General features: G+C 57.6%; 10 protein-coding genes. 4 read left to right on the top strand and 6 right to left on the bottom strand.

Features of this window, described 5'->3' with window-relative positions:
- Window positions 1-303: 303 nt before the first annotated feature.
- Window positions 304-2,094 carry a M61 family metallopeptidase gene (locus ADG881_RS03015; RefSeq protein WP_007151148.1) on the bottom strand — a complete coding sequence of 597 codons (1,791 nt, stop codon included), beginning with the start codon at window positions 2,092-2,094 and terminating at the stop codon, window positions 304-306.
- Between the two features lie 100 nt (window positions 2,095-2,194).
- Window positions 2,195-2,830, bottom strand: a complete 636-nt coding sequence (locus ADG881_RS03020) for a hypothetical protein (protein ID WP_232211677.1) — start codon at window positions 2,828-2,830, stop codon at window positions 2,195-2,197.
- A gap of 70 nt (window positions 2,831-2,900) precedes the next feature.
- Here ADG881_RS03020 and ADG881_RS03025 point away from each other — a divergent pair, with 70 nt between their 5' ends.
- Entirely contained in the window at window positions 2,901-3,821 is a 921-nt protein-coding gene (locus ADG881_RS03025) for an alpha/beta hydrolase (RefSeq protein WP_007148377.1), read from the top strand.
- 542 nt (window positions 3,822-4,363) lie between these two features.
- Here the strand turns inward: ADG881_RS03025 and ADG881_RS03030 are convergent.
- The 4 genes from ADG881_RS03030 to ADG881_RS03045 form a co-directional block, all read right to left on the bottom strand.
- On the bottom strand, window positions 4,364-4,651 hold the full coding sequence (locus ADG881_RS03030) for a hypothetical protein (protein ID WP_007150438.1): 288 nt from the start codon (window positions 4,649-4,651) through the stop codon (window positions 4,364-4,366).
- Window positions 4,652-4,731: 80 nt separating this feature from the next.
- Window positions 4,732-6,825 (bottom strand): transporter substrate-binding domain-containing protein, encoded by a 2,094-nt coding sequence (locus ADG881_RS03035; RefSeq protein ID WP_007149345.1) that lies wholly within the window; start codon window positions 6,823-6,825, stop codon window positions 4,732-4,734.
- Window positions 6,826-7,170: 345 nt separating this feature from the next.
- Entirely contained in the window at window positions 7,171-8,604 is a 1,434-nt protein-coding gene (locus ADG881_RS03040; RefSeq protein ID WP_039926014.1) for a thrombospondin type 3 repeat-containing protein, read from the bottom strand.
- Between the two features lie 10 nt (window positions 8,605-8,614).
- Window positions 8,615-9,709, bottom strand: a complete 1,095-nt coding sequence (locus ADG881_RS03045) for an OmpA family protein (protein WP_039926015.1) — start codon at window positions 9,707-9,709, stop codon at window positions 8,615-8,617.
- Between the two features lie 239 nt (window positions 9,710-9,948).
- On the opposite strand from ADG881_RS03045, the gene ADG881_RS03050 reads away from it, so the two are divergent.
- The 3 genes from ADG881_RS03050 (at window position 9,949) to ADG881_RS03060 (ending at window position 13,904) form a co-directional block, all read left to right on the top strand.
- Entirely contained in the window at window positions 9,949-11,961 is a 2,013-nt protein-coding gene (locus ADG881_RS03050) for a neutral/alkaline non-lysosomal ceramidase N-terminal domain-containing protein (RefSeq protein ID WP_007151173.1), read from the top strand.
- A 134-nt stretch (window positions 11,962-12,095) separates the two neighbouring features.
- Window positions 12,096-12,704, top strand: a complete 609-nt coding sequence (locus ADG881_RS03055; protein WP_039926016.1) for a hypothetical protein — start codon at window positions 12,096-12,098, stop codon at window positions 12,702-12,704.
- A gap of 48 nt (window positions 12,705-12,752) precedes the next feature.
- Window positions 12,753-13,904 carry a CaiB/BaiF CoA-transferase family protein gene (locus tag ADG881_RS03060; protein WP_007149217.1) on the top strand — a complete coding sequence of 384 codons (1,152 nt, stop codon included), beginning with the start codon at window positions 12,753-12,755 and terminating at the stop codon, window positions 13,902-13,904.
- The last annotated feature ends 35 nt before the right edge of the window (window positions 13,905-13,939 follow it).

Here is a 13,939-nt window from a genome sequence, read left to right on the forward strand (position 1 = left end):
TCAGTCTTTCAGGCTGGTTCGCAATCTAGGCGCCCTTTTGAAGGTGTATGTCGATCCATCGAAAAAGGTCAACAACGAGTGCGGACCAGCCTGGAAGACCCGAAGGGCGCGGCCTGAAGCGCACATCTGCTGCGCCTTGCCTCTAGGAAAGGGAACCACCCTGTCCGTCGAGACAAGACACAACAGCTGCACGCTTCAGGCCACGCTGAGCACGTAAGGAGTTTTTCAGAGGCTCCTTCAGCGCCATTGGGCAGGAGCCCTTCTCAAGGCACTCCTGCGGGTAACAAACGAATTTTCGTGCCGCTATTTTGCGTGCAGCCACGCACGGCCTTTTTCTGTCAGCCCGCCTTTGGCGATAGTCAGGAATGCGGTGCTGGCTTCGGTGACTTCCACCTGAACCTTGAACCGCATCAACTCATCACGCCGGAAAGCATGAATCTCCATGACTTCACCGGGCAGGAAACCCGACAGCAGATTATCAATATTGCTGGTGGTGGCCTGCAGGCCATCCACGGCAATAATCACATCACCAGCGGATAGTCCCGCCGCCATGGCGGCCCCTTGCTCAAACGCCACCGCGATTTTCGCCCCCATGGTATCCGGCACCAATCTGGCTCCCAGATGAGGAATGCCATCCTTGCCAGCTCTGCCGCCGTTATCGCCATGCCCGGCAGCACTACGCCAGTGCAGCTCCACGCCCCGGTCGGCCAGCAATTCTGCCAATGGCAAATCCTCTGTGCTGTACAGGGCCTGATTAAAGAAGTCACTCATGTCGCAACCGGCGATTTCTTCCGCCAGTGGCTGAATGCCCTGCTCCGGCACGCCCTCACCGGTCTGGCCGTAGCGCTGCCATAACACCCGCATCAGATCATCCAGCGTCTTTTGCTCCGCGGTCAGGTTGCGCAGGGTCAAATCCAGTGCCAGCGCCACCAGTGATCCCTTGGTGTAGTAGCTGACAATGGCATTAGGTGCGTTTTCATCCTGCTTGTAGAAGCGAGTCCAGGCATCAAAGCTGGATTCCGTCACCGTTTGTTTATGGCGGCCCTGCCCCCTGTATACCCGCGTCAGCGTCTGCCCCAGCAGCTCCAGATAGCTCTGCGGCGAGATCAGTCCGGTACGAGCGAGGGACAGGTCGTCGTAATAACTGGTAATTCCTTCAAACGCCCACAGCAATTCGGTATGCACTTCCTGTGACAGATCAAACGGCGTAAACGCGGCAGGCTTGATTCGTTTCACGTTCCAGGTATGGAAATACTCATGGCTGCACAGCCCCAGATAAGAGCGGTAACCATCGCGGACTTTGCCCGGTTCATCGGTACGGCGTGGCAAATCATCACGGGGACACATCAGGCTGGTGGAATTACGGTGCTCCAAGCCGCCATAACCATTGCCGGTCACCAGGGTCATGAAGACATATCGATCCATGGGAGCCGGCTCACCGAACATGCGGATATGGTGTTCACAGATCGGTTTCAGGTCACGACAGAGGCGCGCCATATCGGCTTTATGACGCCCTGCCAACACCACCCAGTGCGGCACACCACAGGCTTCGAACTGGGCATACTCAAACGGCCCCATTTCCACCGGGTGGTCGATCAGGGCATCGTAGTTATCCGCCTGGAACACACCGAAACCCAGCTCCGATCCAGACTCCCGCTTCAGCCCGGTCGCCACTTGCCAACCGTTGTAGGCATGCCCTTGCGGGGCCTCTATGGCAACGTGGCAGGGTTGATCTTCATGCCCCATGGCAGCCAGAAACACGCAGCTGCCGTTAAAATAACCGTGGGTGGTGTCCAGGTGCGCGCCACGCACGGACAAATCCCAGGCATAAACGTGATAGAGCAGTTGTACCGGGCCATCACAGGGCGGCACTTGCCAGGTCTGCTTGTCCCGTTTGGCCACAGGCAAGGTTTCGCCATGGCTGCTGGCTTGCACATGCACGATATGGCGCGCGAAATCGCGAATCATATAACTGCCAGGAATCCAGGCGGGCAAGCTGAACGCCTGCCCCTCCGGGGTCGGGTCCGCCACCGTCAGGGTCACTTCAAACAGGTGCGCCTCGGGGCGCAGCGGGCGAATCCGGTATTCGATCATGGTTACTCCTGAAAGGTGTGTCGCGTTCATTCAATCGGGATTTAACATCACAAACAAAACCGGGAGCCCAAGGCTCCCGGTTAACGGCGCAGGCCAGAGGTTAAATCATGTCATCCTTGGCCATTCGGTCCACAACAGCATCAGCCACACCGCTGGTCCCTGCCTGCAGGTCACTGGGGTTTACCGTGGTGGATTTGGCTCTCCATAGTAGCCCTTCCGGCTGAAGCCGGTACAGATTGGACTCCAGGAAGTACTTCTTGTCATTGCTGAAATAGCCGGGCTCGTAGGTGGCATTCTGGCGCACGTAATAGGTCTGGCCCATGGCACCGGACACCGCGATATCCGGGGCAAAATTGGTGCCCCCCTGGGTGTAGTGCATTTCTTCCTTGATATCGATGACGCTGATTACCAGTGCCGCTTCATAACCTTTCGAGGCGATATCGGCGGCCATTTGCTTGCGGGTTTTCCCTTCACTGTAATGGTCCCCCAATACCGGGGCGGATGCCGTTGCTTCCACCCCCTGCGCTTTCAAAGCAGCCACAACATTGGACTCCAGCGAGTCGCGGGCCTGCTTGTCATTGACCACAGCTACCACCATGACCTTGTTAACATGCTCACCGGTCTGGTGATCCTTGGCCCGGGCGGAACTGCTGACCATGGTGTTATGGGCCGTACAGGCCGTCGCCAGCACCGCCACCACGAAAACCATCAGGAGACCTTTTATTCTTGCTATCATCTCTCTTCCTCGTTGAGTTTCTTGACCTTGCCTCGGCAATGACGCACGTTTTGCGCAGCCGGAGACTATTATGACCGAACAGATGATCCATCACACCACGGATGATAACCATGTTGTCGCCATCCACCACTGGCCCTGCGAACCGGCAGCGGCCAGAGGCACGGTAATCTGGCTGCACGGCATGTCCGAACACGGCTCACGTTACCAGAATCTGGCCCGTACCTTGAATGCTGCCGGCTGGCATCTGTATTGCCCGGACCATCGCGGTCATGGCGACAGTATCAACGAGGCCAGCCCCGCGGGCCACATTGGCGATCAGCACGGCTGGCAACATCTGGTCAATGACGCCGCCAGCGTCATTCATCTGGCCAAAGAGCAACACCCGCAGTTACCGGTCGTGCTGGGCGGCCACAGCATGGGGTCCTTTATTGCACTGGGCGCAGCTGAGCAACACGGTGATGCCCTGGCCGGCCTGGTGTTGTGTGCCAGCAGTTATCATCCTGGTGCCTACTACCGGTTAATGTCTCTGCCCATCCTCTTCGAGCGCATGCGCCGGGGCAAACGCAACCCCAGCCCGCTGATACGCAAGCTCACCTTTGGTGCCTGGGCCACCCAGGTACCGGAACCCGCCACCGATTTCGACTGGCTGAGCAACGATGCGGAAGAAGTGAAACGTTATATCGATGATCCACTGTGCGGGTTCGATTGCAGTACGGAAACCTGGGTGCAGCTGGTTACCGCCATGCGTCGCATCCAGAGCATTTCGGGGTTGTCCGAGCTGCCGGAAGACCTGCCCGTGCTGTTGTTAGGCGGTGAACAGGATCCCATGAGCGACAACGGCAAAGGCATGATGGCCCTGGAGAAAGTGTTGCATGCCATGGAGCAACCGCTGACCACGCACTTCTGGCCGCAAGGTCGACATGAAATTCTCAACGATGACTGCCGTGACGAAGTGCACCAGGCGATCACCGAGTGGTTGGGAGGTCTCTGAAAAAACGGGTCAGGTGCGGCATAAAAGAGGGTTCATCGCGGGATTGAGGGAATAGTAAAAATTGGATGTCTTGCCGGACGAATTCGCTGAGGAGAGGACCGGACACCTGATGCCCGGAGCCTGAGGAAATAACCGAAAGCCCTGTGACTGTGAGCGATGTGGCAACTGCACCCGTTCTTTAAATCGCCAGGCAGCGGTTATCAGGCGTCCGACTTTATCTGCGGGAAAAGCCAGCCTGCTGGAAATCCCCTCGCTTCGCGAGGTTCGTCCCTCAAGAGAAATTATTCGCTTCGCTCACCCTTTGGCCAGCACGGAACTCGTGCGTTACTCCGCGTTGCTACGTTCCTACAGCGGTGCTGTAGCAGGGTTTTGTTTACTGTTTGTGTGGTTTTCGCGCTTGGTATTCGGCGTTAAGCGTCATGCAAAGTGCGAAAGGTTGGCGGTACGCCTATTAAAAGGCCAGAACGAGTTTTTCACTCGAATCCGCGATGAACCATAAAAAAACCGGGCAAAAAGCCCGGTTTTTTTTCAAACGCCTGGCGTTACTTGAACAGGCTGTTCTTGATGTCCTTCAGCCCATCCAGGGTGCTATCCCAGGTTTTTTCCACGCTGTCTTTGACGTCTTCCCAGCGCGAATTGCTGTCGTTGCGCACTTCGTCCAGCTGTGCGGACAGCTCTTTGCGCTTCTCTTTCAATTCCAGCTTGCGGGTTTCCCACTGATGGCGGACATCCTCGCCTGCTTTGTCCGCTTTGACTTGCAGCTGGTCGAATTCATTATCCAGCTCGTCCAGCTTGCCTTTTACCTTTTCGATGAAAGTGTTGCGATCCATCACAATCTCCTTCAATGAGTGGTACCCCAGATAATGGGGCCCATTTCCGGCTTTTCCATGACCGGGTTGTAAAATTCCGGTTAAAGCTGAGACTGCTCCTGCTCACCCAGTGCGGCGACATAGCCCAAATAGCGGTTCTTGATTTCCCGCACGTATTTGACCGGCTCGGAGCCGCGCACATACCCATAGCGGGCCTGGCGAGCATATTGGGGCTTGGACAAGAGCAGCATGGCCTCCTCCACATGGCCGAACCACTTGTCCGGATCCTTGCCAAGGCGCTGCGCCAGGCGCCGGGCATCTTCCACATGACCATGGCCGGCATTGTACGCGGCCAGCGTGAAGTACAGTTTTTCCGCCAGGTCCAGGCGCGCGGGAAAGCGCTGTTCCAGCCAGTCAATATAAGCCAGCCCCGCTTCCACGCCATTCTTCGGGTTAGTCAGATTACTGTAACCAAATTGCCGGCCGGTACGGGGCATCACTTGCAGCAGCCCCTGAGCACCGGCAAAAGAGCGGGCGTTCGGATTAAAGCGGCTTTCCTGGTACATCTGCGAGGTAATCAGGCGCCAGTCCAGGCCATACTTGAGCGACTCGCCACGCACCAGCTCATCGTAGGGCGAAATATCCCGGCCCGCTTCCACCCGATAGGCCTCATGGGTCGCAATGGTTTTCTTTTCCTTGAAATAGCGGTTGTAGGTCACGTTGTAAAACAGCCCACGATAACCACGTTTTATATAGCGGTTGAGCTGCTCACGCAGTGCCTGCTGGGGTTCCCGGGTCACCCAGGCAATCTCTTTGGCTGGCTCAAACTGGAACAACACAGCGATGTCATCCCGGTAGGTGGATTCCATGGCAGCCAGATGGCTATCGGCCATGGTCAGGTCGTAATCGCCGCTGGCCACGCCATCGATCAACATTTCCGTACTGGCGTTTTCCACTTCCAGAATCTCGAACGAGCCCCCCGCCTCTTGCAACGCCTTGAGCGTATCGTAATAGGCGGTTTCCGGGTTCACCGCCACCGTGCGCCCTGCCAGTTCTTCAACGGTCTCCAGCGGTGTATCGCCCGCCTCGCCGATGAGCTGCTCATTCACTTCCAGATAACGCTCACTGAAGGACCAGCCTGCGCGCTCCCGCTCTGCCGTGACAGTCATGGAGGCGGCGATGACATCCCCTTCCCCCGCTTCCAGGGCCGCAAACATGGAGGATGGGGTATCGTGTACAACAACCCGGACACGCAAACGATGCTGCTTGGCAAAGTCCTTGATCAGGTCGTAATCAAAACCCATCAATTCCCCACGCCACATAAAATAGCTGGCCGGGTTATTGGAGGTGATGACTCGCAACACCCCTTTTTCACGAATCTCGGCCCAGTCACGCTCCTCCTCGCTGTCCACGGAGGTAATGACCCGCTCGCTGGTAATGTATTGGTTGATCTGATCCAGCAATTCACTGCTATCCGGGCGCACAGCCCAGGCGATGCGACGTTTGCGGTTGGCCACTGGCCCCGCTACAGCCTCCCCGTCCTCTTCAAGCAGCGCATCGAGCATATTGCTGTCGACGATACTCGCCGCCAGCTCACCATTGGCCACGCCGTTGACCAATTCCTCATCCGAAACATTGCTTTCCAGCACTTCCAGGCTGATGTTGTCGTGGCGCTTGGCCAGTTTGGTGGCGGTTTCCTGATAGGCGGACCCTTCCGGTACCGACAGCGTCACCTCCCCAATCTCCGTGAGCGGCAGGTCCGCCAGCGCCCGCGGCACCACCAAGCGCTCCTGTACGGCGTTTACCGGGGTGGAAAAGGCGAGGCTTTTCTGGCGCTCCTTGGTCACCGAATAATTGGTGATGATGATGTCGGCCATACCCTGATTGATGAGAGCGCTCAGCTCACCAAAATTGTCGGCATACACCCAGCGCGGCTCCAGCCCCAGGTGCTCAACAAATTCTTCCGCCTGCTGCTGGTATTCGCTGGCCGGGATGCCATCGCGGGGCAGGCCGGAGGGCTCGTCAAACCGGGGGGCCAGTAACCGAACGAAGCCCCGCTCCTTCAGCGCAGGCAAATCACCGGTTTCCTGGTAGTTTTCAAAGGTGCTGACGACCTCCCCCACCTCCGGCTCCTTGTCACAACCGGCCAGCAGCGTGAAACCGAGACATATGAGGATGAATATGCCTGTTCGCATGGGCGCCCCCCCTTTTTCCGTTCTAGTGTTTATTTCTTAGCTCAGGTTACCAGCCTATGCCCATCAGGCGATACTTTTTAGGTGATCCGTACTTACCTGCGAAAACGGCGTTTGCTGATATCGCCTCAAAAGCGGTTAACCAGTACGCTATATGTGCTCGAGCAGGCTGTTGAAAAACGCCTGCGCCCGGAACAAAAAAAGGCCTGAACCTCCCCGGTGACAACGCATTCTTTTCAGAATCATTGCAACCGGTTTGGTTCAGGCCTTTCACGTGCCCCGAAACGCTATTGCTAACGTTCGGGGCGGCGACCCGAAGGTCCTTTTCTTGTTACCCTGTTTTGCCGATCAGGGCGTACCGACACAAACATCATGAACACGGAACGCTTTGTTGACATTCACAAGGCCAGCATAATCCAGCTGAATGGAATCGAACGGCTGGCTAGATGCCGGGGCAGCGATGAACCGCTGATCCGAGTTGGCACCCAGGCCCAGCAAGTCCAGATCCAGCAACCCGCCGCCTACGGTAGCGCTATCCACTTCCACGCCGTCATTGAAGAAACGAACGGTAATGAAGTTGCCAAGCAGTTCCAGATTGAGCAGCTGGGAGCTCGGGTCGCTGACCACAAAGCCAACAACGCTGTCTGCAATATCCACGGACTGGTCAATGGCGTCCGCTGCCACAAACCCGCCACCGTAGATCAGAGCCGCGCCGATATTGATCTGTGCGAAGGTGGTGTTATTTCCGTCAATCGCATTGCCTTCGTCATCGACGGAACAACCCAGGCACACGCCCAACACGCCGCTGTCTGCCGTGTAATCGGTATTGGCCAACTGCTGGTAAGTGGTGGTAGCGGAGCAAGTGAAGCCATCGTCGTCACAGACATCGCCTTTGCCATCGCCATCGCCATCAGCCTGATCCGCATTGGCAATCAGAGGGCAGTTGTCAGTGGCATCGGGAACACCATCACCATCGGTGTCAGTGGGATCACCGCCACCGCCATCACAAACGTCACCGATGCCATCACCGTCGCTGTCTGCCTGGTCCGCATTGGCCGCCAGTGGGCAGTTATCAGTGTCGTTATCCACGCCGTCGCCATCACGGTCGTCGTCACACACATCACCAATGCCATCCACATCCAGGTCAGCCTGGTCGGTGTTAGGAATGTTCAGGCAGTTGTCATTGGTATCAAGGATGGTGTCACCGTCGCGGTCGTCTTCGCAGACGTCACCAATACCATCGGTATCGGTATCTTTCTGATCCGCATTTGCCGTGAACACACAGTTGTCATTGGTGTTATCCACACCATCGCCATCCGCGTCGTCATCACAGACATCACCGATACCATCGTTATCCACATCACCCTGTTCCGGGTTGAAGATGGCAGGACAGTTATCTACTCCATCGTCGATACCGTCGTTGTCCTGATCATTGTCTTGATCACAGGCATCGCCGATACCATCGCCATCGCTATCATCCTGGGTCGGGTTGGCTACCAGCGGACAGTTATCAGTGGGGTTGTCTTCCCCGTCACCATCACGGTCGTCATCACAGACATCGCCGATGCCATCACCATCCTGATCTTCCTGCATGGCATTGGGGTTAGCGGGACAGTTGTCCACGTTATCGGGTACACCATCATTATCCTGGTCAGCACTGTTACCAACCGGCGTGTTGCCACCACCACTGCTGCCATCTCCATCAGCTTCACAACCAGCCAATCCAAGACCCAGCAAAGCAGCCAGCATGATTACAAAAAACGGTTTGCTATACATATTCATGACTATTCTCCTACTGCTCGCTAACGCGGAATTCAACGCGACGGTTCATGGCACGGCCTGATGAGGTCTCATTGCTGGCAACCGGAACCACTTCACCATACCCACGAGCGGTCAGACGCTCTGCTGCTACGCCATTATCAATCAGGTACTGGCGTACGGCCTTGGCACGTTCATCGGAAAGGGTTTCGTTGTATTCAGCGCTACCGGTGCTATCCGTGTGGCCTGCAATCTCAACATCGAAGTTCGTCTGAGATTTCAGCGCTTTGACAAGACGGTCCACAAGCGGACGGGAGGTTGCGGTGAGCTTGGCAGAATTAAGCTCGAAGCCAATGTTGTTGAAGGTAATGGTCTGGTTGGTCAACAGACAGCCATCGCCATCGACTTTGGCGCCCTGGATGGTGTTGGGGCACTTGTCACGGTTGTCCGGAATACCGTCGCCATCACTGTCGGCAGCGGCCACTTCCACAACTTTCTCGACTTCACGAGTTTCGTAGACAATTTTTTCCACTTCGACGGTCTTGGTCTGACCGAGAGGCACTTCCAGGCCCAGAGAGAAGCGCCAGTCGTTGAACCCGCCTTCATCTTCAGACACCGTACCAGTAATACCGTCGAAATCGTCATACATGTAACGGGCTTCAGCGCGCAACTTCAGGCCGTTATCAAAAATAGGACCAGTAACCGCACCCAACCCCACATTGGCGTGCAAATCAAAGCCATCATCATCGTCTGGCACTACATCGTTGTAGATGCCACCGATCTGGGCCAGCACGAAAGGCGTAAACCCTTCGCGGTCGCCAAAGGCATAGGCCACACCGGTGCTTACCGTGTACTGGTAATAATCCGCAGCGCCTTCGACCCCGGAATCCAGGCCATACCCGGCACCTTCGGTCTCCCACCACCAATGTTCGGATAATTCACGGCCATAGACCAAACCAGCACCCAGCCCCTTGCGAGACAGATCCCGATCTTCGTCCAGAACCAGATAGTGCAGCATAGGCGCGACATACTGCCGCGTGTTGGGCTCTTTCATGTCCTCTGCGGCAATCGCTTGCGTCGCTAACGCGACACTCGCTGCCAGCATGGATATACGCGTGCTTCCTTTCATGACTACCCCCCTTGGGTATGAATGATCTGTGCAACCATTGGAATAGGTGGGGAAAGAAAAAAAAATAGGCGTCCGGTGCCGTTGCGTTGGAATATTGTTGTGAACCCGTTCATGTTCCTGCTTTCTGTATCTAAGCGTATCTTTTCGTATCCTTCACGCCCGTTCAGCAACAAAATGCACCCGTTTGCACCAATGGCACCGAGTTGGTACTTTGGTGCAAATTACAAGAAAGCCGGATTATGAAGCCCACACACTCACCTCGTCTGCGCCGCTGGCTGCTCGCCATTGCCGCTCTCATCGTTATCGCCGCCCTGACTCATACCGCCTGGCCGTTTCTGTTTTTCCCCCGTCAGCAGGTCGATATTCACCTTAACGCACCGCTTGCGCCCAACCCGGGCAGCACTGCTGTGGCTGGCATTGCCGAACGGGACATTACGCCGCCAACAGGAATACCCAAGTTCGGCTATTCCGCCTGGGCCAAGGTTGCTGACGGCTTTCGCACCCGCCTGAAAGCACGAGCGTTTTACCTGCATGCTCCCGGGCAGACGCCCATGGCCATTGTGCAACTGGACCTGGGCACCGGCTCCCTGCCCCTTCATCATCGCGTGGCAGAGCGCATCGCAGAGAAAACCGATGTACCCGCCCACGCCTTGTCCTTGCTGGTGACCCATACCCATTCCGGGCCGGGGCAGTATCTGGGCAGTGACTTCTATAATGTCTTTGGCAGCAACAAACCCGGTTTCGACCCGGCCTTGTTTGAATACCTGAGCGAACAGATTGCCGACGCGGTCATCGCGGCCTATGCATCCCGGCAGGAAGCCCGCTTCGCCGTCGGTCAAAGCGACATCCGGGGCTATACCCGTAACCGTTCCATGGGCGCCTGGGCGAACAATTTCCCTGACGGCCAGTACCTGGATGACGACCCGATGATGGCGGTCAACCCCACCATGACTCTGCTCCGCATCGACCAGAAGCAAGGTGACCGCTTTGTTCCTGCCGGTGCGCTTAGCCTGTACTCCATTCATGGCACCGCCATTCCCCCCTTTACCCGTCCTTACCATGCCGACGTCTGGCACTGGATCAGTGGCACTCTGGAGGATGAACTGGCAGGCACAGCCCCCGGCTTTATCCATGGCGCCGCCCAGGCCACCCACGCGGACAATAATCCAGCCTGGCACACAGACCAGCGTGGCGACCTGGAAGCGCAGCGTATCGGCATGGCCCTGGGCGAACACGCCATCCAATTGTTTCACTCACTGGATGGGCAACTCACCAATAAACTGGACACCGCCGTCGCCAGCCGCCAACTGAACCTGCTGGACCAGATCGACACAGGGCGCTTCGGACTCTGTGAGCGTGCCATTGCCGGGGCCGCCGTCGCCGGGGCCGCCAATGGTGATGAAGTGTTTCCTATTTCCCACTTGCCCTTTCTCAAGGAAGACTGGCCTCGACGCTTTTTCACCGACAACTGCCAGGGCGTAAAGCAGTGGATGCTCTCCAAGTTGCAGCTTCTGTTACCTGCGGAACGCTTCCCCCATCAAGCCCTGTTCCAGATCGTACGGATCAACGAGCTGGTCATCGTGCCGCTGCCCTGGGAAGTCACCCTGGAAAGCGGCAATCGCCTGCGCAATGCCGTTACCGATACCTTGCCCGCCGGCACGAACTGGAAAGTAGAAGTCTCCAGCCTGGCCAACGGCTATTTCGGCTATGCCGTCACCCCCGAGGAATACCAGCGGCAATACTACGAAGGTGGCCACACACTCTACGGCCCTCATACGCTGGATTTCCTGATTGCCCAGAGCAGCGAACTGAGCCGCGACCTGCAACAGACCGGCGACATCAACGACATTCCCCGCAAGCAGACCTTCTCCCTGCTTACGCATCAGTACTTTCCTGAAGCACAGCAAACCGCAACGCCCGCCACTCTCACGGCAGCCCAGTGGAATGGTCATCCTGCCCACGAGCCCGGCGACCCCACCACCGGCCCTTACTGGCGCATGTCCCTGCTGGCCGCCCCCGCCGAACAGCTGGCCCTCGACACGCTGGAGCTGGCTATTCACTGCCGGGGGCAGCGCGCGGCCACCGATGACGGCGCCGCGTTGCAACTACAATGGCAGGAACAACAAAACAGTCAGGACAAATACGAAGTGCGCTGGTACCCCGCCCCCGGGCAGCCGCAAACAGGCTGCCGTTTTGCTTTTTCAGCCGACCCGGCCGCAGCTCCGGCACAGCACTCTCCGGCGATCCCCTAGTGAGCGGTTAAAAGTGGGCGGCTAAAGGCCCGCCATAACACAAGAGATTGTGCACCAGTTGATGTGGCGCCTGCGTGGCGCTGTTACACTGGGCGCAGCCATTGAAGGCACCGCATTCGCCGCCGGAGATTTCCATGCGACCGCTTTTTCGATACCTGTTACCCGCCCTCTTCGTTGCCGGCTGCGCCAGCACCACGGACGTGACCACTCGCTTCACCGATGAGGGCAACCACCCGCCGCAAGATACCCTGCTGCTGGTCGCCCACACCCCGGAAGGCAACATCCGCGAAACCTGGGAATTAACCTGCAGGGATATATTTTCAAGTGATTCGTTGACCGTTTTGCTCAGCCATCAGGAATTACCGTTATGGTATGAAGGCGGAAAAGAACGCATCCTCGACTGGGCGCAAGAAAACGATGTAGAGCGGATTCTGGTGGTCGAGCTGACCCACTTGCTGATAGACGCTGCCGCACCGCCTGCGGCCGGCAACCAGCTCAACCCCATGGAGCAATCCGCCGGCGACGTACAACCGACCTGGAAAATCGGGATCGGTGGCGACCTGGCCAAAGACGAGGTACCCGACGCCCTGCGGCAACATGGCGCAGAGCTGATCAATGCCGACGGCAAACCTCTCTGGACCGGTATCGCTACCACCCACGAAGCCAGCAACGCCGTTGCCATCGCCAAAAGCCAGTGCTCGGCCCTGCGTCGCAGCTTGCGTGAACAAGCCCTTGTTCCCTGACCGGCCAATGTCCGTCAGGGAACGGTAAAACGGACTCTGACAACGGACATGAACATTATGACAGGCCCACTTAACGGACTGACCTTCATCGAACTGGCCGGCATTGGCCCCGGCCCCTTCTGCGGCATGATGCTTGCCGACATGGGCGCCACCGTTATCCGCATCGACCGCCCCGGCGGTAACCCGCATTCCGCCATCGGCCACACCGTCCTTTTCCGCAATCGCCAGAACCTGGCCGTGGACCTGAAAAGCGCCGAAGGCATCGAAACCGTTCTGAAACTCTGCGAAACCGCCGACGGCCTGTTCGAAGGCTTCCGTCCCGGCGTCACCGAGCGCCTGGGCGTGGGCCCGGAGCAATGCCTCGCCCGCAACCCGAAACTGGTCTACGGCCGCATGACCGGCTGGGGCCAGACCGGGCCACTGGCCCAGGCCGCCGGCCACGACATGAACTACATCTCCCTGTCCGGCGCCCTGCATGCCATGGGCCGTGAAGGCGAAAAGCCCGCCATCCCTCTCAACCTGGTCGGCGATTTCGGCGGTGGCGGCATGATGCTCGCCTTTGGCATGGTCTGCGCCGCACTGGAAGCCCAGCGCAGCGGCAAAGGCCAGGTGATCGACTCGTCCATGGTAGAAGGTTCCGCCGCCCTCATGGCCATGTTCTACGGGCTCAAATCCCAGGGCATGTTTACCGATAATCGCGGCACGCACATGCTCGACTCCGGCGCACACTTCTATGAAGTGTATGAAACTGCGGACGGCAAATACGTCTCCATCGGCAGCATCGAACCCCAGTTCTATGCTCAGCTCTGCCAACTGGCCGAACTGCCCGCCGAGGACTTTGGCCATCAGATCAACCCGCCCAAATGGCCGGAAATGAAACAAAAGCTGGCTGCCGTCATCAAACAGAAGACACGGGACGAGTGGTCCGCGCTGATGGAGGGCACCGATGTCTGTTTTGCACCGGTACTCAGCCTTGAAGAAGCGCCCTCACACCCGCATAACGTAGCCAGAGAATCCTTTGTTACCGTCAACGGCGCCGCACAACCTGCACCGACCCCGCGCTTCTCACGCACCGCAGCCGGCGAGATAAAACCCGCCACCACTGCCGGGGCAGATAGCCGGGCCGTACTGAGCCAGGCCGGCTTCAGTGACAGTGACATCGATGGCCTGATCGCCAGTGGTGCCGTCAAGCAGGACTGATCCCTGCTTGTGCTCTCCACTGGCTGCATTGACCT

Source organism: Alcanivorax sp. DG881, assembly GCF_000155615.1.
Taxonomy (GTDB): Bacteria; Pseudomonadota; Gammaproteobacteria; order Pseudomonadales; family Alcanivoracaceae; genus Alcanivorax.